Source organism: Planctomycetia bacterium, from assembly GCA_015200345.1.
Taxonomy (GTDB): domain Bacteria; phylum Planctomycetota; class Phycisphaerae; order UBA1845; family UTPLA1; genus PLA3.
This window is the reverse complement of sequence record CP054187.1, coordinates 1,264,249-1,283,348: the sequence shown is the minus strand read 5'-3', so window position 1 is coordinate 1,283,348 and position 19,100 is coordinate 1,264,249. Positions and strand designations below refer to the sequence as shown.

At 63.3% G+C, this 19,100-nt stretch carries 14 protein-coding genes and 1 pseudogene; 9 read left to right on the top strand and 6 right to left on the bottom strand.

Features of this window, described 5'->3' with window-relative positions; translation table 11 throughout:
• Positions 1 to 30: 30 nt before the first annotated feature.
• The 3 genes from HRU71_05390 to HRU71_05380 all read left to right on the top strand — a co-directional run bounded on the left by HRU71_05390 (position 31) and on the right by HRU71_05380 (position 4,784).
• Positions 31 to 1,008, top strand: coding sequence for a GNAT family N-acetyltransferase (locus tag HRU71_05390; protein QOJ02954.1), 978 nt, complete (start codon positions 31 to 33; stop codon positions 1,006 to 1,008).
• A 314-nt stretch (positions 1,009 to 1,322) separates the two neighbouring features.
• Entirely contained in the window at positions 1,323 to 2,744 is a 1,422-nt protein-coding gene (gene dnaA / locus HRU71_05385; GenBank protein ID QOJ02953.1) for a chromosomal replication initiator protein DnaA, read from the top strand.
• A gap of 411 nt (positions 2,745 to 3,155) precedes the next feature.
• Positions 3,156 to 4,784: a trypsin-like peptidase domain-containing protein gene (locus HRU71_05380; protein ID QOJ02952.1), complete on the top strand. Its 1,629-nt coding sequence runs from the start codon at positions 3,156 to 3,158 to the stop codon at positions 4,782 to 4,784.
• A gap of 167 nt (positions 4,785 to 4,951) precedes the next feature.
• On the opposite strand, the gene gatB is transcribed toward HRU71_05380, so the two are convergent.
• From gatB to HRU71_05350, 6 genes are all read right to left on the bottom strand, one after another.
• Positions 4,952 to 6,580, bottom strand: coding sequence for an Asp-tRNA(Asn)/Glu-tRNA(Gln) amidotransferase subunit GatB (gene gatB / locus HRU71_05375; GenBank protein ID QOJ02951.1), 1,629 nt, complete (start codon positions 6,578 to 6,580; stop codon positions 4,952 to 4,954).
• 17 nt (positions 6,581 to 6,597) lie between these two features.
• Positions 6,598 to 6,786 carry a hypothetical protein gene (locus HRU71_05370; protein ID QOJ02950.1) on the bottom strand — a complete coding sequence of 63 codons (189 nt, stop codon included), beginning with the start codon at positions 6,784 to 6,786 and terminating at the stop codon, positions 6,598 to 6,600.
• A gap of 142 nt (positions 6,787 to 6,928) precedes the next feature.
• The gene (locus tag HRU71_05365; GenBank protein QOJ02949.1) at positions 6,929 to 8,350 is read right to left on the bottom strand and encodes a competence/damage-inducible protein A; all 1,422 of its coding nucleotides are present in this window, start codon (positions 8,348 to 8,350) and stop codon (positions 6,929 to 6,931) included.
• Positions 8,347 to 10,077 (bottom strand): hypothetical protein, encoded by a 1,731-nt coding sequence (locus HRU71_05360; GenBank protein ID QOJ02948.1) that lies wholly within the window; start codon positions 10,075 to 10,077, stop codon positions 8,347 to 8,349. Before HRU71_05360 ends, HRU71_05365 begins: the two co-directional genes overlap by 4 nt.
• Positions 10,078 to 10,135: 58 nt before the next feature.
• Positions 10,136 to 10,945, bottom strand: coding sequence for a hypothetical protein (locus HRU71_05355; GenBank protein QOJ02947.1), 810 nt, complete (start codon positions 10,943 to 10,945; stop codon positions 10,136 to 10,138).
• 209 nt (positions 10,946 to 11,154) lie between these two features.
• Positions 11,155 to 12,285, bottom strand: coding sequence for a glycosyltransferase family 4 protein (locus tag HRU71_05350; protein QOJ02946.1), 1,131 nt, complete (start codon positions 12,283 to 12,285; stop codon positions 11,155 to 11,157).
• Positions 12,286 to 12,447: 162 nt separating this feature from the next.
• Between HRU71_05350 and rpiB the strand changes: the two are divergent.
• The 6 genes and pseudogenes from rpiB (at position 12,448) to HRU71_05320 (ending at position 19,083) form a co-directional block, all read left to right on the top strand.
• Positions 12,448 to 12,882 (top strand): annotated as a pseudogene (gene rpiB / locus HRU71_05345) (ribose 5-phosphate isomerase B).
• Positions 12,883 to 13,242: 360 nt separating this feature from the next.
• Positions 13,243 to 13,959, top strand: coding sequence for a deoxyribose-phosphate aldolase (gene deoC, locus HRU71_05340; protein QOJ04925.1), 717 nt, complete (start codon positions 13,243 to 13,245; stop codon positions 13,957 to 13,959).
• A 53-nt stretch (positions 13,960 to 14,012) separates the two neighbouring features.
• Positions 14,013 to 15,899, top strand: coding sequence for a hypothetical protein (locus HRU71_05335; protein QOJ02945.1), 1,887 nt, complete (start codon positions 14,013 to 14,015; stop codon positions 15,897 to 15,899).
• Positions 15,900 to 16,031: 132 nt separating this feature from the next.
• On the top strand, positions 16,032 to 17,663 hold the full coding sequence (locus tag HRU71_05330; GenBank protein QOJ02944.1) for a sodium-dependent transporter: 1,632 nt from the start codon (positions 16,032 to 16,034) through the stop codon (positions 17,661 to 17,663).
• Positions 17,660 to 17,815: a hypothetical protein gene (locus HRU71_05325; GenBank protein ID QOJ02943.1), complete on the top strand. Its 156-nt coding sequence runs from the start codon at positions 17,660 to 17,662 to the stop codon at positions 17,813 to 17,815. Before HRU71_05330 ends, HRU71_05325 begins: the two co-directional genes overlap by 4 nt.
• A 56-nt stretch (positions 17,816 to 17,871) precedes the next feature.
• Positions 17,872 to 19,083: a hypothetical protein gene (locus HRU71_05320; GenBank protein QOJ02942.1), complete on the top strand. Its 1,212-nt coding sequence runs from the start codon at positions 17,872 to 17,874 to the stop codon at positions 19,081 to 19,083.
• The last annotated feature ends 17 nt before the right edge of the window (positions 19,084 to 19,100 follow it).

The window sequence follows — 19,100 nt, the reverse complement described above, 5'->3', positions numbered from 1 at the left end:
GGTGCGAGCGGCGGCAGGCTGGCGATGGAGATGACAGGCACCAGTACCATTCGTCGGGCCGGCGCGCAGGCCTTGCGTGGATGGCTGCGTTATCTGTTGGCGTCGCCGCACCAGACCGCGGGCGAGTGTGAGCAGCAGGTCACGGTGTTTCTGGACTACGCGCGGGCGATGGGTCTGGACCTGTCGCGGTTGTGGGTGCGTGAGCCGGAAAGGGGGGGTGGGGTCCGGACCGGTGCAGGAGCGGCGGTGCTGTGCATTCCGTCGGCGGGTCGTTCGGCGATGCTGGTGCTGCCCGATGGGCGGGTGCATCCGCCGCGGGGCGACGAGTGGGTGTCGCTGGTCGGGCGAGCGATGGCCGATCCGACGGTAAGCGACGTTCGTCTTTTTCAGGCATTGCTGGCGGAGGGAGACGAGCCGGGCCGTCGGGAGCTGGAGCGGGCGGGGTTTGGTGAAATCGCGATGTTAATCTACATGGAGCGCGCGGTGGGTTTGGCGGCACCGGCTGCGCGGCGGCTCGATCATGCGATGCGCTGGGTGACGTATGACGAAACCGTTCGGGAATTGTTCGGAGCGACGATCCTGGCGACGTACGAGGGCAGTCTGGACTGCCCCGGGCTGGCGGGGTTGCGAGAGTTGGATGACGTTCTGGCGAGCCATCGGGGGGCGGGGCGATTCGCGGCGCACCGCTGGCTGCTGTTGCTGAAAGGCGAGGAGCCGGCGGGTTGTATCTTGTTGGCGGAGCATCCCTTACAACCGGTTCTGGAGATCGCGTACATGGGTGTGACGCCGCGGTTTCGCGGTCGCGGGCTGGGGTCGCAGTTGCTCGCGGAGGCGTTTGGGCTGGCGCATCGCGAGCAGTTTCAACGAGTTACACTCGCGGCGGACGCGCGCAACGCACCGGCGTTGCGGATGTACGGCCGCGCGGGGTTCACGGAGTTTTTGCGTCGTCGCGCGATGCTGCATCGTCGCGTTTCAAACTCAATCAGCCAGAGGAGATACGATCCATAAAGGCGGTTGATCCACCGGCTATTCAGAAATCGCGGTCTCGTGTGGGAAAGCTGTGGAGGCAAAAAAATTTTTCAGTCGTAAGTTTCGTGCGCGTCGTCGTAAATCGCGCGTGCGAAAGTTTGCTTCACGAATTCTTCATTGACGCGCCGAAGGGCGATCCTTACTATGCCGAACCGAAGTTGACAACAACAGCGTCGCGGCGAGCGAGCCTGCGGCGCGTGGCCATAGATGTTCCGGGCCTCTTAGCGTTTCGCTTTGTCTAATTTAACATGTTGGCACCGCATGACCCCGCGGCAAGGGAAAAGGAGCGCGCCGTGCTCGTCGACCTTCAGCAGGAAAACTCCCGAAAGATTCGAACGCGTCTAGAGCAGATCGTCGGTCCGCAGCGGTTCAAAGTGTGGTTTCGCAACTCGACGCAGTTCACCTGCTGCGACGGGTTCGTGAAGGTCGGCGTGCCCAATCTTTTTCTCGGGGGTTGGATCGAAGATCATTTTTCCGAGGCCATCGCCCAGGCGGCCCGCGACGTTCTGAACCAGGACGTGCAAATCACCTTTGCCATTGATCCGGTTCTGTTTCGCAATCTTCGACAGAGTCAGCTCAATTCGCAGGCGGCGTTCATCGAGAAAAACGCCGAGCGCGTTCTGCGCGACGGCAAAGCGATGCCGGCCGGTGAGGCGGTCTCGCTGCGGCGGCTGAAGTATCGCATGGACGATTTCGTGGTGGGTCCGGGCAATCGGCTGGCACACGGCGTGGCGACGGCGCTGGTGGAAGACCCGCGGCGTGACGGGGGATCGGTGTTTTTCTACAGCGGGTGCGGTTTGGGCAAGACGCACCTGCTGCAAGGGATCGCCAACGCCCTGGCGGAGCGACAGCCGCAGGTGCGTTGGGCGTACGTGTCGGGGGAGGAGTTCACGAATCAGTTCCTGTTCGCGTTGCGCGAGAAGAAGCTGGACGCGTTTCGCCATCGCTACCGGGCTATTGACGTATTGCTGATTGACGACATGCAGTTCATCGCCAACAAGCGGGCGACGCAGGAGGAGTTTTTCCACACGTTCAACGCGATTGACGGCAGCGGCAAGCGCGTGGTGTTGGCGTCGGACGCGCATCCGAAGCTGATCGGGGACTTGTCCGAGCCGCTGGTCAGCCGACTGATCGCGGGCATGGTGGTGCGGATCGACAAGCCGGACTACGAGATGCGCTGTGAGATTCTGCGCCGTCGCGCGCGGCAGACGTCGCAGGCGGTGCCTGAACCGGTGATCCAGTACATCGCCGAGAAGATCACGGCGAACATCCGCGAGCTGGAAGGCTGCCTGCTCAAGCTGCTGGCGTTCGCCACGCTGGTGAAGACGCCGATCACGCTGGACCTGGCGCGGCAGACGCTGGACGATCATTTGCGACAAACCGGAAAGATCATCACCGTCAGCGACATCGAGCGGCTCGTATCGACGTACTTCGGACTCACTCCGGCGGACCTGCACACGTCGCGGAAGAATCGCACCATCGCGCTGGCGCGGAACATCGCGATGCACCTTGCCCGGCAGCACACCGATTTGTCATTCCCGGAGATCGCCCGGCTGATGGGCAACAAGAATCACACGACGGTGCTGCTGGCGTGCCGGCGGATCGGGGCCATGCTTCGCGATGACGGCGAAGGTTATTGGATCGGGGCCGCCGGTCCGCAAACGCGCAAGCTCCGGGAAATCGTGCAATCGCTTGAAGAGCAGTTGCTGCGATAGGCCGCCGCGCCTGCCTTTGCGATCATGGCCGCCAGCGGCTGTGGCGATTCCACCCACTCATTTCGGCGATGCTGCCCAGGCATCGCGGACCATGCGGCGCTCGATTGGGCCGTGCCAAGCGGTTCCCGGCTGTTTCTCGACGCCGGAGAACCGTGGAGCGACGGGGGGTTGCGTCCGTTAACGCGGTCGAAACGTCTGCGTCCGCGGACAGCGAGCTCGCGGGCCTTATCTCCTCATGGATTCAAGATGACGCGCGTTGTCCGATCGCCCGATAGGAGAGGCGAGAAGCGGCCTAGAATGGGTAGAGGTGGCGGCCTCGCGTTTGGTGGCGGGGCGGGAGCGGGCTTGTCGCGGCGAAGCGGGGCGTTCAGAATTCGCGTTCCCATCGCCGTTGACCTGGAGAGGCAACCCATGAAGCGAAGTTCAACTTGCCGGAAGATCGGTATTCCTCTCGCCACGTTCCGAGCGTGGGGGGTCTGCTTGGTGATGGTCGGTTCAGCATGGTCGACGGCGGCGTGGTCGCAGGATCGCGTCGGGTCGGACGGCGGTCCGGATGCCCAGGCGGTGTCGCGGCTGGAGCAGTTGTCGGAGTCGTTCGCGTCGATCGCGGCGGCGGTCAAGCCGACGGTTGTCAACATATCGTCGGTCGCGACGAATCGGCGGCTGAATCGCGAGCTGCGCGAGGCGTTTCCCGATGGGGCGTATCAATTCTCTCCCGTGACCGGCACCGGCAGCGGCGTGATCTTCGACGCCGACGGATTCATCGTGACGAACAATCACGTCGTGGCCGGGGCCGATGCGGTGCGGGTGACGCTGGCCGACGGTCGGAAGCTGCGTGCCGAGGTGGTGGCGACGGATCCGAAGACGGATCTTGCGGTGATTCGGATCAACGCGAAAGGGCTGAAGGCGGCGCGGTTCGGCGACAGCGACGCCGTGCGCGTCGGCCACATCGTGCTGGCGATCGGCAGTCCGTTCCGCCTGGGTCACAGCGTGTCGCATGGGATCGTGTCGGCGATCGGTCGGAACGACGACATCGACGTCGATATTGATTACAAGAACTGGATTCAGACGGACGCGCCGATCAATCCGGGGAATTCGGGCGGTCCGCTGATCAGCGCGCGGGGTGAGATTGTCGGCATCAACGTCGCCATTGCGACCGACAGCGGCGGGCATCAGGGCGTGGGCTTTGCGATACCGTCGAACACCGTGCGGCGGATTGCCAACGTGCTGAAGACGGGGGAGAAGGTGGTGCGCGGCTACCTTGGTGTCGAGATCGACCCGGTCGATGAGCAGACGGCGTCGGGTTACGGCCTGTCGGAAGTGGCCGGGGTGTTGATCCGACGGGTCGGGGAGGATTCTCCGGCGGCGCGTGGGGGATTGCGATCCGAGGACATCGTGCTGTCGATCAACGGGCTGCCGGTTCGTTCGCGCGAACAGTTGCAGCAGATCATCGCAGAGACGCAGCCCGGCTCGGACGTGGCGTTGAAGGTTTGGCGCAAGAGCCGTGAGCAGACGCTGCACGTGAAGGTGATGGAACAGCCGCGGAATTTCCGAACGACGATCAAATTGGAAGAACTGTATCGACAGGGTGGGTCAGGCCCGTCGGGTGATTCGGCGCCATCCGAGGGAGAACCCGGCAGCGCGGGATCGGCGGAAGAGGACGGCGTATCGGACGAGTTGGAAGGCGATTCGGCTGAACCGTCAGGGGACGGCGCGCCGGCAGAAGCGTCCCGGGGTCGAGAGGGGACCGAGTCGACCTGGGGGTTTGAGGGCGCGACGCTGACGCCGGAGCTTGGGCGGAAGTATCGACTGCCGTCGTCAATTGAGGACGGCGTGCTGATCACGTCGGTCGATCCGGCGTCGGAAGCGTGGGCCTGCCGGCTGCGCCGCGGCATGGTGATCGTCCGGGCGAACGACAAGCCGGTGCGGTTGCTGGACGACCTCGCGGCTGTGCTGACGCCGGAGGCACTGGCCCGCGGCGTGCGGTTGAAGCTTCGCGACCGGTCGGACGAATACTATCTCGTGTTGCGGGTTCGATAGCAGAGCGACTTCCAGCGTTCTTGGTCGTGATTTTCTTAACCCGGCGCGACCACGTCGATTGACGCCCTTCGGGATGTGGTCGTCATGCGAAGCCGATCTTGTTTGATATCCCTACCAAGCTGATATCACCGGAATCTTGAGACGTTGCAGCACATCGAGGCAACAAGTCATTTCTGCTGCTTCAACGCCGCCAGCTTTCGCTCAATCAACTCCCCCGTCAGTTTCGGGTCGGCCTTGCCGCCGGAGAGCTTCATGACCTGGCCGCGGAGGAAGCCCGGGGCGGCTTTGGCTTTGCGTTCGTTGTCGCCGAGGGCGTCGGCGACGGCTTGCGGATTGGTCGCGAAGGCTTCGTCAACCCAGGCCTGCGTGGCGGATTCGTCGCGGACTTGCAGGAGGCCGAGTTCGCGGGCGAGGTCGAGGACGGATTGAGTCTTGTCGAGATTGCCCGGGACGCCCGCATCCCGGCCCTCTCCCCGGGAGGGAGAGGGGGTTGAACCCGCTGCCTCGCGGTCGCGGCTCGGATCGGCGTCCCAGCGCGTCGGAGCGGCGAGTTGCTCTGCGATGGTTGCGGCGGCAGACGGGCTGATGGCGCCGTCCTGCACGGCACGGGCCAGATCGGCGACGTGTTTAGCGGGAACGCCGAGGCCGGCAATGGTGTTGTTCGCGGCTGACGCCAGGTTGTTCCATATACCGACAAATTGCTTGATAACGGTTCGCGCGTCCACACCGGTCGTCACGACGGTGTCGAACAGTTCGGCTGTCGCGCGATCGGCGAGCAGAATTTCGCAGTCTTTTTCCGTCACGCCGTAATCTCGGATCAGCCGGGCCCTGCGGGCCAGCGGCAGCTCGCCGATTTCGCTGCGCTGCTGCTCGACCCACGCCGGGTCGGGCGTGACGGGCACCAGATCGGGGTCGGGGAAATAGCGATAGTCGTGCGACTCCTCCTTGCCGCGCTGAAACTCTGTCACCTCGCGCTCGTCGTCCCAGCCGAAGTTCATCTTGCCGAGCCGCTCGAGCGTGTAGTCGTGGTCGTCCTGCCACGCGGCGGTCTGTCGCTTGATTTCGTATTCCACGGCCAATCGCACCGAGCGGAAGCTGTTGAGGTTCTTGATCTCGCTGATCGGCGTTCGGTATTCGCGGCCGTCGTGGGTGATGGCGAGGTTGACGTTCGGCTCGAAGCGCATCTGCCCTTTCTGCATGTTGGCTTCGGAGACGCCGAGGAATTTGACGAGTCGCTGCAATTCGACGGCGAAGGTGTAGCACTCATCGGCGGATGCAAGGTCGGGCCGGGTGACGATTTCGAGCAGGGGCGTGCCGGCGCGGTTGAGGTCGACGCGCGAGTAGTCGACGCCTTCGTGCAGATTCTTGCCGGCGTCTTCTTCGAGGTGCGCGCGAATGATGCCGATGCGGCGCACGGAATGGCCATCCTGGCGGTGGTTCCGGCTTTGAACCGGTGGAACCTCCGCCGTCATCGGCATTTCAAACACGCCATCAAACGAGAGGGGCAAGTCATACTGGCTGATCTGATAGTTCTTGGGCAGGTCGGGGTAGAAGTAGCTTTTGCGATCCCACTTGGTGAACGGCGCGATGCGGCAGCCCAGGGCAAGGGCCGCGCGCACGGCCAATTCGTACGCACGACGATTCATCACCGGCAGCGAGCCGGGCAGGCCGAGGCACACGGGGCAGACGCGTGAGTTCGGTTCGGCAGCGAATTCCAGGGGGCATGGGCAGAACAGCTTGGTGCGCGTGGCGAGCTGGACGTGAATCTCCATGCCGATGATGGGGCGGATTTGCATGGTGAGGATTCTAACGGTTACTGGTCGCGATTTGGATGGTTCGCCGGCAGCGGAGTTCCACGCTCCGAACAGATGCCGTTGACGTTGCCGGTGAGGTTGTGGTGGCAGGCGGCGCAAGATGCGGGCGAGCATTCAACAAGCACGAGGTCACGCAGAAACGGCACGAGCTTAACAAGCGGCGCGATCATAACAAACGGCGCGATCATCGGATGGACAAGATCGATGGGCCGGACGAGTTGCAGCCGCGTGCGGCAACTCCTGCAACGCCGTGGTTTGTAACGCGGCAGCCGGCAATGAGCCGCGTTACCATAACGAGCCGCGGGCTTCAGCCCGCGCGGCGATGCAAACTCATGGCGCTTGTAACAACGCCAAGCGCAGCAAATTGATCGCCGCTTTGGCGGTGCGATCGCGGATTTCGTCGCGGGTGAGCGATTCGCCGAAACGAAGTTCCTTGACGCAGACGCTGCAATCGGAATCGGGCGTTCGCTCGTGTTGGATCGGCCGCGCGGGCTGAAGCCCGCGGCTCGATGATGTCCCGCGGCTCATTGGCAGTTCAGAGTTTGTCGCGTTCGCATGGCTCGTTGATGAGCCAGATTGGGCAAGCGCAATGTACACCAGCCCGACGGGTTTGTCGGTCGTGCCGCCGGTGGGGCCGGCGATGCCGGTGGCAGAGAGGGCGAAATCGGTGCCGGCCAGTCGGCGGCAGTTGGCGGCCATGGCCTGCGCGATCTCGGGGCTGACCGCGCCGTGCGCGGCGAGGAGTTCGGCGGGGATCTCGAGCAGCCGCTGCTTGGCGTCGTTTGAATACGTGACGAACGATTGGATGAAGTAGGCGCTGCTGCCGGGCACGTCGGTGAGGCGCTTGGCGATGAGGCCTCCGGTGCAGGATTCCGCCGTGGCGATGGTTTTCTTCTGTGCGATGAGCAGCCGCGCGGCAGCGTCGGAGATGGTGTCGTCGCCCTCGCCGAAGACGGCGATGCCGAGTCGTCGGTGGATTTCATCGGCGTCGTGGTCGATCAGCGCTCGGGCGGCAAGTTCGGATTCGGCGCGGGCGTTGATGCGGATGGAGATGATCAGGTCGGCTGCGCTGGTGCCGACGGTGGGGTTTCGGCCGCGGGCCATGAGATCGGCGATTTTTTCGCCGACCTCGGCCTCGGGCATGCCGAAGGTGCGTATGACGCGCTGGAGGATGACGGTGGCATGTCGCGCAGGCGTTGGACCCTCACTCCGGCCCTCTCCCTGGGAGGGAGAGGGGGATGCGGCGTGAATGGCGGGGAGGACGTCGCGTGCGAACATGGTTTTCATCTCGCGCGGGACGCCGGGCATGACAAAGACGATAGACTTTTTTAGACGTCCGGTCATGCCGGGGGCGGTGCCGCAGGTGTTGTCGATGGGGCTGAAGCCGGCGGGGATCATGGCCTGCACGCGGTTCTGCGGATGCATGGGGCGATTGCGGTGGGCGAAGAAGGCCTCGATGGCGGCGAGGCATTCGGGGCGAAACTCAAGCGGCACGCCGGCGGCGTCGGCGAGGGCCTGGCGCGTGAGGTCGTCCACGGTGGGGCCGAGTCCGCCGGTGATGAGCAGCAGGTCGGCCTCGCCGGCGGCTTCGCGGATGGCGCGCGTGATCGGCGCGAGGTCGTCTGGGACCGTGACGTGACGATCGCACTCGATGCCGACGGCGGCGAGCTGCTGCGCCAGCCACGCGGCGTTGGTGTCGATGGTCTGGCCCATCGTGAGTTCGGTGCCGATGCTGATGAGTTGGGCGTTCATGGGGAGGGTCTCGTCGAGGCAGGTGCTGGAACACTCGACGTGCTGTTCACGGCTGGCGGCAGCAGCGATTTCCAATCGGAGCCAAGCCGCGCGGCAATTTCGTCGTAACGATGGACGGATACCGTGTTTCGATACTGTTCATCCAGATTGTAAAGCAATTGGTAAGACCCGTAACAACAAATCCCACCTATGATCCACGTGCGGACAAAAACAGAGAAAACGTTGCGAAGCGAATCGCCTATTGCAACTGTTGTTGTGATTACCGCCAGGAGCAACACTGAACCAATCACTGGCAATGCGCCAAAGCCAATATCCAGTACTCGCAAGGCTGGCCAAAGACCACCTTCAGGTTCGAGAAAAAGCACCAATGTCAGACAAACGATCGCCGCGAGGCCAAGCATGTTTGCCGCCGGCGCGTTTAATTTCGTTACTCTGGCGGATACAAGGCTCATGCTTATTGCAGCGATGGTTGCAATAACGGCAAGGCGAACGACATATCCTTCAATCGAACCGGACTGACCCAACAAGAAGGGGGTTGCTCTTCCAAAGAAGCCAAATACCAAAATCGGACCCAACATTGAAATCCACAAGTGCGCTTTCTCTGGCATAATGGTTGCAGAGTTAACACTTCGCTCGGAGCCAAGCCGATGGGAAACAAAACGCAGCGAATATGCCAACACTTGGCAGACGAGAGCTACCACAGCCCCAATCGTTGCGGCAGCAAGGCCCATACAATATGCGAGGGCACTATCGCTCATGTGACCTGACGAAGGCGTAGCCCTGGGGGCTTTATATAAGTCTACGAGGTCCGACTTGCACTCCTTTGCCTGCTCGTGAAACGCCTCGCGCAGCTTGCTCGGACGGTGGTGGTTCGGCGCGGCGGTGTAGAAGTCGGCCGCGCGGACATCGGCGAGCAGCTCGGCGGCGAGGAGGCGGGTGGCGTAGTCGCGTTCGTTGTCGATCAGGCCCATGTAGGCGCGGTCGAGCCATTGGCGGGTGGTTTCGGCTTGCGGGGTGTGGCCGGCGGAGTGCAGATCGCGGGCCAGCGCGGTGAGCGTGGCGTGAATCGTCGGCAGGGCGGCGTAGTGTTCGCGGATGTCGAAGTGGCGGTAGTTCCGCACGCAGGAGGCGATGACGTCCTGCCGTCGGATCGCGGTTTGCAGCACGTCGCGCCAGGCGTCGTGCAGCGGGTCGTTGTAAAGCGTCGAGGTCGTGGCCGGCGGCTGGGCGTCGAGGACGGCCGCCATGGCATGGAAGCGTGCAATGGGATCGGGCGAGTGAGGAGGCGTGGCGCGATCGCGGATCCAGGCATAGGCGAGTCGTGCGACCAGATTGAACGTCGCAGCGTCTTCGGCGGGCGCGAATCGCTCGGCGGCGACTGCGGCCAAAATTTTCCCGCGCTGAACGGCCTCGACGGCGGCGATGAGTTGGGCGGTGCCGGCGCGCGGACGGGCGTCGGGCAGCGTGGGCATTTTTCGTTCGAGCTGCGCGAAGAGGCCGGCCCAGGTGATCGCGCCGGTCCGGGTGGCAGCTCCGTCGCGCGAGGCATCGTCGATGCGTTCGAGTTCCCATCCGAGGATGCCGCCGAGCAGGCTGTGCGGCCGCGTGAGTTGATAAATAAAACCGGCGCTGACGAGGGCCGCCAGCGCCGCGTAGAGGATGTTTCGTTTCCAGCCGAGCCACGCGGGAACGGAAGCGTTCGCCGCGCTTCGACCATTCCGGGTCATGACTGACCCGGTTCGGACTGCTTCGGATCCGGCTCGGACGTTACATGATTCGCCGGAATTAGCCCGCTTTTCGCTGCGATCGGCTTTGCGGTGCTTTCTTCGGCTTGACATCCGGGTGATGCTCGGGCGGCGTGTAGTGGAACGGCGAGAGGGCCGACCTGCGGCACTGCCGGACGATACGTTGGACCAATCTGGGGGCGTTGTCAATCGTTTCGTGGGTCACGCCCTGGCTGGTGACTTCTTCGCGCAGCGTTTGGCCGGTGACTTCGCGGCGATCCCAGTAATCGTCGTACCAGTAGTAGGGATGCTCTTCGGCGATGTTCGAGCCGCGCGTGGAGACGAGATCGCTGCCCCAGCGCTTGGAGTCGGGATTGGTCTGGTTGTAATTGCGGACGCGCAGGGCGTTGTGGCCGATGGGCGTCTGCATGGGCTTGCAATGCTCGTCCGCGTCGCCGCGTTCCTGTGCGTTGTGCGGCCAGTCCTTGTTGAAGGCATCGAGCGTGTAGACGGCTTCGATGTGCTTTGTCTTGTGGTGCTGCGCGTAGTGGCGGACGACTTGTGTCGCCAGGAATGCGCCGTGGCCGTGGCCGACGAGGATGACTTCTTCATCGGGCTTGGCGTCGATGTCGACGACGATGCGGAGCCAGTCGTCGGGCGTGTACATTTTTGCGTTGATTTCCTGCGCGACGAGCTGATTGCGGACGTATTCGAGGCCGTCGGATTCCTCATCGGGCGTGCCTTCGATGAGATAGACGCGCGGTCCGGTGTACGACCACTTCTCGGGCTTGTGGCAGCCGACGGCGGTCGTCACGCCGAGCGCGAGGACAGCCAGACAAGTGTAGTGATGCAGGCGATGGATCCCCAGCATGTGTCTCCCCCCTTTGGAAACGTCAACACGTCGAAACGTCAACACGACGCGACTTCAAGACGCCCGTGTCGATTGTATGCCGCCGGCGCGGAGCGAATCAACGATTTGCGATCGCAACGGTTCGATAATCGTCGCCGTTTGCGTCGGAACGGGTGGAACGTCCGAATCGGCACTGCCCTTTGGCGACGTCCGGCGATTGCGGGAATGAGTTATCGGTTGGTGTCCAGCTTGAGCGTCTTCCCGCGCGATGCCAGCGATCGGTACACGGCGAGATGTTGTTGCACCATCCGGCTGACCTGATGCTCGGCCCGGCAGGCGTTCTGTGCTTCGGCCGCGAGCCGGCGGGCCGTCGCGCGATCCTGCGTCATTCGCTCCAGGTATTCGGCCAGTCGAAACTCATCACTCTCGGGGAACAAGAGGGCAGATTGGCCGTGGCGAAGCGACTCGATGGGTCCGTTTTCCGGTGCGACGATGGCCAGTCCCGCCGCCATGGCCTCGATGACTTCTTCACACCATCGGCCGTCCCAGTGCGGGATGCAGAAGACATCGGCGGATCGCAGGACGGATCGAATCGGCTCGACGCGTCCGACAAAGATGACATTTGAGGCGATTCCGAGGGCGTCGGCGAGCTGTCGCAGGGCCGGTTCGGCGGGACCTTTGCCCGCGAGGAAAAGCATGGCGTGTGGCAGCGTTGCAAGCAGGCGCTTCAGCGCGCGGAGGAGCAAGTCGATCCGGGCCGCCGGGGTCAGGCGACCGGCGAAGATCAGGGCGATTTCGGCCGATTCGTCGTCAAAGGCGGCGACGCGATCGGCGGCCGGGACGCCGAGGGGCGCGATCTCGACGCGGGGCGCGACGTGAACCGTGCTTAATCTTCGGGCGATGGGCGGCGTCGGCGCGAGAATCGTTGGCGGGTGCTCGAGTTTGATTCCCAGGTGCGGCAAGGCATGAGATTCGGCGCCGTCGAGCGTCAGCACGACCGCGCCGTCGCGTCCGGCGATGATCTCGGCCGCAATGGGGAGAGACCGCGGCCCGAAGCCGTGCGCGATGACCGGGCCGGTGGATTTCATGGCTGCCAGTTTCTCGCGGATTCGGGCGACGATCCGCCGGGCCTGCGCGCGGCGCGTGAGCCAGTTGCCTTGCTCACAGGTCAAAAGCGCGATGGGACCGGCCGGCGGTGTGGGAAGCGTGCGGCCTGCGGGCATGACGAGGAGCGTTTCGACGGCGGCGTCGACGAGCCCCAGTAGGAGGTAGCGCAGGCTATGAATGCAGGCATGGGCCCATTCTTCGTCGAAGATGTGGCAGACGCAGAGGCGCGGCTCGGATGGCGTTGACTCCGGCATGATAAATCCTGCTGGCGTCGCGTCGTGGGCCGGCGGGTGAGGTGACTTGGGCCGCCCGACTATCAAGTATAAGATGGGTCGCGCGGATAGCGTTAGGGAAATCGATTGGATTTTTGGATCGGTCGAGGCACCGAGCACCTGTGTTCGGCGACTGGAACACCCATGCGGATCGCGATCGGATCGGATCACGGCGGCTACGAGCTAAAGACCCATCTGGCTAAATGGCTGGGCGGCCGCGGGTTGGCGGTGCAGGACTGCGGCACGTTCGACGGTGCGACGGCGGATTACCCGGTGATCGCAGCCGAAGTGGCGCGGCAGGTGGCGAGCGGTTCGTGCGCGCGAGGGATCATGATTGATGGCGCGGGGATTGGTTCGTCGATGGCGGCGAACAAGATTCGCGGGGTCCGCGCGGCGCTGTGTTACGATGTCTCCAGCGCGCGGAACAGCCGCGAGCATAATGATGCAAACGTGCTGACGCTTGGCGCGCGGCTGATCGGCACGGGGCTGGCGGAGCAGATCGTCGATGTATTTCTGACGACGGAGTGCACGGAGGAGCGGCACAAGAAGCGCGTGGCGATGATCGGTGAGCTGGAACGGGGCGTGGCGGCTGTGGGAGCTGCTGGAGTTTGCGGGTGCGAGTGCGGCGGCGGAGCGACGTGTCCTTGCGGCGGGCATTCTGCGGACAAGGGAGCCGGATCGGAGCAACGGACCGTTGGGGGCGGGAGCGGCAACGTGAGCGGTGATAGCGGCGGCATGAATCTATCGAGCGAAGACCTGGACCGGATCGCACAGCGAATCGCGGAGATGGCCGGGCGCGGGCACTGGCCGGCTGGCGCGCCGTGTGCGTGCTGCGGGGCCGATTGTCATGGGCACTGCGCGGAGAAGAATCCGTCGGCGGTGCGGAATTTGATCGACATGGGGGCGGGTCGGATCGCATTCGGCCTGGGCGGCGGCCCGATCGCGCAGGACGTGGCGAAGTTTATTGATCATACCTTGCTGAAGCCCGAGGCGACGCGCAGTCAGGTGGAGCAGCTTTGCCGTGAGGCGGCGGCTCACCATTTCGCGTCGGTGTGCATCAATCCGACGTGGGTGAGTCTGTGCGCGTCGATGCTGCGCGGCACAGATGTAAAGGTCTGCACCGTTGTTGGCTTTCCGCTGGGGGCGCACACGCCGGATGTGAAAGCGTTTGAGACGCGGCGGGCGATTCGTGACGGGGCGCGTGAGATCGACATGGTGATCAACATCGGCGCGCTCAAGAGCGGCGACGACGAGCTGGTCTTCCGCGATATCAAGGCGGTCGTCGATGCGTGCGTGGACGGCCGCGCGATTTGCAAGGTGATCATTGAGTGTGCGCTGCTGACCGACGAGGAGAAGGTGCGGGCTTGTGTTGCGGCGCGGCGGGCGCGGGCGGATTTCGTGAAGACGAGTACGGGATTCTCCAGCGGCGGCGCGACGGCGGCGGACGTGGCGCTGATGGCCGAGGCAGTTCGCGGCACGCGCATGGGCGTGAAGGCGGCGGGGGGCATTCGCAGCTACGAAGATCTGCGCGCGATGGTGCAGGCGGGTGCGACGCGGATCGGTGCCAGCGCGGGCGTGGCGATTCTGAAAGAGGCCAGGGGCGAAACCGCGGCGCCGGCGTCGAGTGCGAGTTCGTCGGCTAAAGAGAAATACTGAAGAATCGCGAGTGCGATTGACCGGCGCGTGGTGTGCCGCTAACGTTCGCGGCCATGTTTCGATGGCGGCGACACGCTTCTCGTTCGATGCAAGGCCTGCCGGATCGGCATGGCGCGGTGTCGGACGCCGCATCGACTCGGCGGCGGGCTCACGTTGCCTGTGCGGCGGCGATCGCGCTGGGCGCTGCGTGGCTCTTCCATGCGGGTATCATCCCGTCGGCGTTTGGATTTGAGACGACCGTCGCATCGCAGGCCACGCAGCCCGCCGGGGCTGCTGCCACGGCGCCGACGCTGATCCCGCCGGAGGATCGTTACGGTTTGTGGGTTGTTACGCCGGCGGCGGTTGCGATTGCCGTGGCGATCCTGCTGCGGCAGGTTCTCCCCGCGCTGATTCTGGGGATTCTCACGGCCTGCACGTTGATGATGCATTGCCTGCCGCCGGGCGAGGCGTTCGGCGGGCCGGGCTTCATTGCGGTTTTTCGCCTTGCGGTCGAGCGCTATCTCGTCGGCGCGCTGACCGATCCGTCGCACAGCGGCGAGGCGGATCCGTCGCGCGTGCAGACGGTGCTGGCGACGCTCACCATCGCGGGCGTCGTGGGGGTGATCAATCTCAACGGCGGCACGTCGGCATTCGTCGCGCAGATCGCACGGCTTGCGACGACGCGCATTCGCGGAATGGTGGCGACCTACCTCGCCGGCATGGCCGTGTTTTTCGATGATTATTCCAATTGTCTCATTATTGGGCCGACGATGCGGCCGCTCCTCGATCGCCTGCGGGTCAGCCGCGAAAAATTGTCCTTTATTCTTGACGCCACGGCGGCGCCGGTTGCGTCCCTCGCGCCGTTCGGCACGTGGATCGCGACGGAAGTCGGTTTCATCGGGGCCGGATTCGCCCAACTCGATGCGGAGGGCAGCCGCCCCGCGTTCTTGCAGGGGATTACGGCGTATCAGGCCTTTTTGGCGAGTTTGCCGTATCGATATTATGCGATCTTCACGCTTGTGCTGGTTTTCCTGATTGCCGTGACGAACCGCGATTTCGGTCCGATGCGCGCGGCGGAACGGCGCGTGCGGAATCAACCCGAGGAGGACCTCGTCAAGGGAAACGTCACGGCCGAATCCGCGCGATGGTGGTATGCCGGTATTCCGGTCGGCGTGTTGATCTTCGCCACCATGACGATTCTCTTCCTGACCGGTTTTTATTCTCCCAAACAGCCGCGAGACATCGCCGGCATTCTTAGCGAGGCCAACGCGTACATCTCCATTCTGTATGGCGCGATGATCGCGCTGATCACGGCGCTGTCGATCTCCGTGGCCTCGCGCGCCCAGACGCTTGCTGCGGCTTTTGAGTCGATGATGACCGGCATACAACGGGTCTTCCCCGCCGTGGCGATTCTTGTGCTGGCGTGGACGCTGTCGGACGCGATGAAGGAGTTGCACATCGGCAAGGTCGCGGTGCATGAGCTGCGCTCCCATGATTTCGCGCCGACCCTGCTGCCGCTCTTGATCTTTGTCAGTTCGTGTGTCGTGTCGTTTGCGACGGGCACATCGTGGGGGACGATGGGCATCATCTGCCCCGTGGCCGTGCTGCTGGCCGGCCATCTTGCAGCCGACATGCCGCACGATCAGGCGCTGGGCCTGTTCTACGGCTCGGTCGGCAGCGTGCTGGCCGGCGCGGTCTTCGGCGATCATTGCTCGCCGATCAGCGACACGACGGTGTTGTCGGCGCTGGCGTCGGAGTGCCCGTTGGAGAAACACGTCTGGACGCAGATCCCGTATGCACTGGTCGCGGCCGGAATGGAGATTCTGGCGGGCGATTTGCTGTGTGGCTATTTCGGCCTGTCGGTGTGGGTCGGGCTGGTGATCGGCACGGTGCTGTTGGTGGTCATTGTGTTCGCCATCGGTCGCGTGCCGGAGCAGTCTTCCGCATCGGCTGTGGTGTGACTCGTGCGAGCCGGTAGGAGCGTTCGAAGCCGTCGGATTGCAATCCCTCGGGTTCCGAGTATGCTCCCTCGATTCATCCGGATCTGATCGGGTTCGATCAACGCCCATCCGACATCACGGAGCGCGCGACGCATGAGCAAGCCAAAGGAGCAATGGGGCAGCCGGCTGGGGATCATTCTCGCGGTTGCGGGGTCGGCCGTGGGGCTGGGCAATTTTCTTCGCTTCCCCGGCAACGCGGCGGCCAACGGTGGCGGCGCGTTCATGATTCCGTATTTCTGCGCGCTGATTTTCCTGGGGATCCCGATCTGCTGGGCCGAGTGGACGATGGGCAAGTACGGCGGGCAGTTCGGATTCAATTCCGCGCCGGCGATTTTCGGCGTGCTGGGGAAGCGGCCGATCTGGCGTTATCTCGGTGTGCTGGGATTGCTGATCCCGGTCATCATCTACATGTACTACGTCCTGATCGAGTCGTGGTGCCTGGGTTATGCCATCAGCTATTTGTTTAATTGGATCGACTTGGGAGACGACAAGAGTCAACATGCCGCCCGGAGCGTGGAGTACTTCAACAGTTTCGTAGGAGCCAAGCAGGACGGCTTGATGCTTGACGGCAAGCTGCATATCAGCGTGGTGGTCTGGCTGGCCGTGTTTACCGTCAATTTTCTGATCATCTTCCGTGGTATTTCGAAGGGGATTGAGAAGTTCTGCACGTACGCCATGCCGTTGATGGCCTTGTGCGCGTTCATTGTGCTGGGGCGCGTGCTGACGCTGGGCACGCCGAATCCTGACCAGCCCGACCTGAACGTGGTGAACGGCCTGGGCTTCATGTGGAATCCCAAGCCGGTGGACGGCGGCGGAAGCTGGATCGCCGCGCTGGCGCAGCCGAAAGTCTGGATGGCGGCGGCCGGGCAGATCTTTTTCAGCTTGTCGGTCGGATTCGGCGTGATCGTGAACTATGCGAGTTATCTGAAGCGCAAGGATGACATCGTGCTGTCGGGGTTGACCGCCAGTTCGACCAACGAGTTTTTCGAGGTGTGTCTGGGCGGATTGATTACCATCCCGGCGGCGTTTGTGTTTCTTGGCATCGCCGGCGCGCAAGCGACGGGGACGTTCAGCCTGGGCTTTCACACCCTGCCGATTGTCTTCGAGTACATGCCCGGCGGGCGATTCTTCGGTTTCCTGTGGTTCTTCATGCTCTTCCTCGCCGCGATCACCAGTTCGCTGTCCATGTTGCAGCCGGCGATCGCGTTTCTGGAAGAAGCGCTGGGGATCGGCCGTCGCGGATCGGTGGCGCTGCTGGGGCTGATCACCGGCATGGGGTCGTTGTTCGTGATTTTCTTCAGCAAGGATCTCAAGGCGTTGAACTTCCTCGATGAGACGATCGGAACGACGACGATTGTAATGCTGGCGGCGGTGCAGACGGTGCTGTTTGGCTGGGTCTTCGGCGTGAAGCGGGCGGTGCAGTTCGCGCACGAAGGCGCGGAGATGAAGCTGCCGCGGTTTTTCCCGTTTGTCATTAAGTACGTGACGCCGCTCTACCTGCTCATCATGATCGGCTCATTCTTCAGGAGCGATCTGATGCGTTTCGTTCGAATGGTCCGCGATGACAACGTCAATATGCTTAGCTTTATCCTGATCGTCGTCGTCACGGTATTCCTGCTGATCATGATCGGCATCGGCGGCAAGCGATGGAAGGCGGAGTCGGCGGATTCGCGCGGTTCGGGCGCGGGACCGGTGCGGACGAAGGGAGGAGAGCCACGATCATGACTTCAGCAGGCTGGATCTTCATGATTGGTTCGATCGGCTTCGTGCTGGGGCTGGTCACGTTTTGCTTTTATAAGGTGTTGTGCAAACCCAGCGTGGCCAATCACATGCATGCCCCGATCGAAATCGACACGAAGGATCGCGAATCCGATTAGCCGGCGAGCCTGTCTCGACGGACCACGCCAGGTCCGCGGCCGGGGGCTGTTGCGCGATGAAGCAATTTTTTTTCGAGTGTCAGCCGTGGGAACTCGAGCGGGAGGGCGCGGAGGAGGCGCTGGCGCGTCTGGCCGGCGAGATCGGCGTCGACGGCATCCATCTACACGTCAGCAGCAGCGGCGGTGCGGCGCTTTACCCGCGCGGGCCAATGGGGCCGCGGATTGATTCCTGCGACAAGGGGCTTCAATTTCAGCTCGATGCGTCAAAATATGCGAGTGTTCGCGTGCGACCGCGCATCGCGGCGTGGATGAAGTCTCGTAATCCCCTGGAGGCCGTTTGCAAGCTGGCGGAGCGTCATCGGTTGAAGGTGCGCGCCGCGCTGCCGGTATCGATCCCCATGCCGGAGCGATCGACGGTCGCGACGATCATCAACGCGCTGGGCGATGTGAGTCCTCATTCGCTTTGCTTTGCACATCCCGACACGCAGGAGCTGCACGCGGCGCTGATTGAGGACTTGTCATCCAACTATCCGATCGACGTGGTGGAGATCGCTGCGCCGCGCCGTCCGAGGGCGCAGGCAGCGTATGACGTCCTGACGTTTCCTTCGCCGTCGTCGGACGGTGAGCCGTTCAGTGAATGCCTGGCGTGGTGTTTTTGTCCGTCGTGCCGGCAACAGGCGCAGGCCGCGGGTGTTGACATCGCGCTGGTGCAGAAAAAGATCACAGACCTGATCTCGTCGCTGCCGGCGATGGATGCGGCGCCGCGTGAATGGAAGGATGTTGTGGCGGAGGTCGCCGCGCTGGCGGGTTATGAGCGATGGCAGGACGAATCCGCCCGCACACTGGTTCGCCAGCTACGCGAGCGATGCAGGAAGTCGTTGTCGCTGCGATTGGAAGAATCCCGTTATCCAGTTGAGTTCGCCGCGCGGCACGCGCTTCGAACGTGGGAGGGAATCAGCGAGAGAATGTCGCTGCGAGCCGTGCGAGGTGGGCTGCCTGACGAGCCGAGACCCGTTCGCAAGCTGGGATCGGCGCTGGCGGCTGTCCGGAACGAATCACCCCCCATGCCCGGGGAACTGAAAATCGATCTCTTGATGCCAAGTCGGCCGCCGGATGTTCGCGACGGGCCGCATCTCGTGAGCCTGACCCATGAGGCGGCACAAACGGGCTGTGAGACGATTGTCTTTCAGGATTATGCCACATCACCGGACGCCTGTCTGGATTGGGTGCGTCAGGCAATCCGATTCGCGCGGCGCGAATCGCAATAAGTCATCCCGGTGCTTCG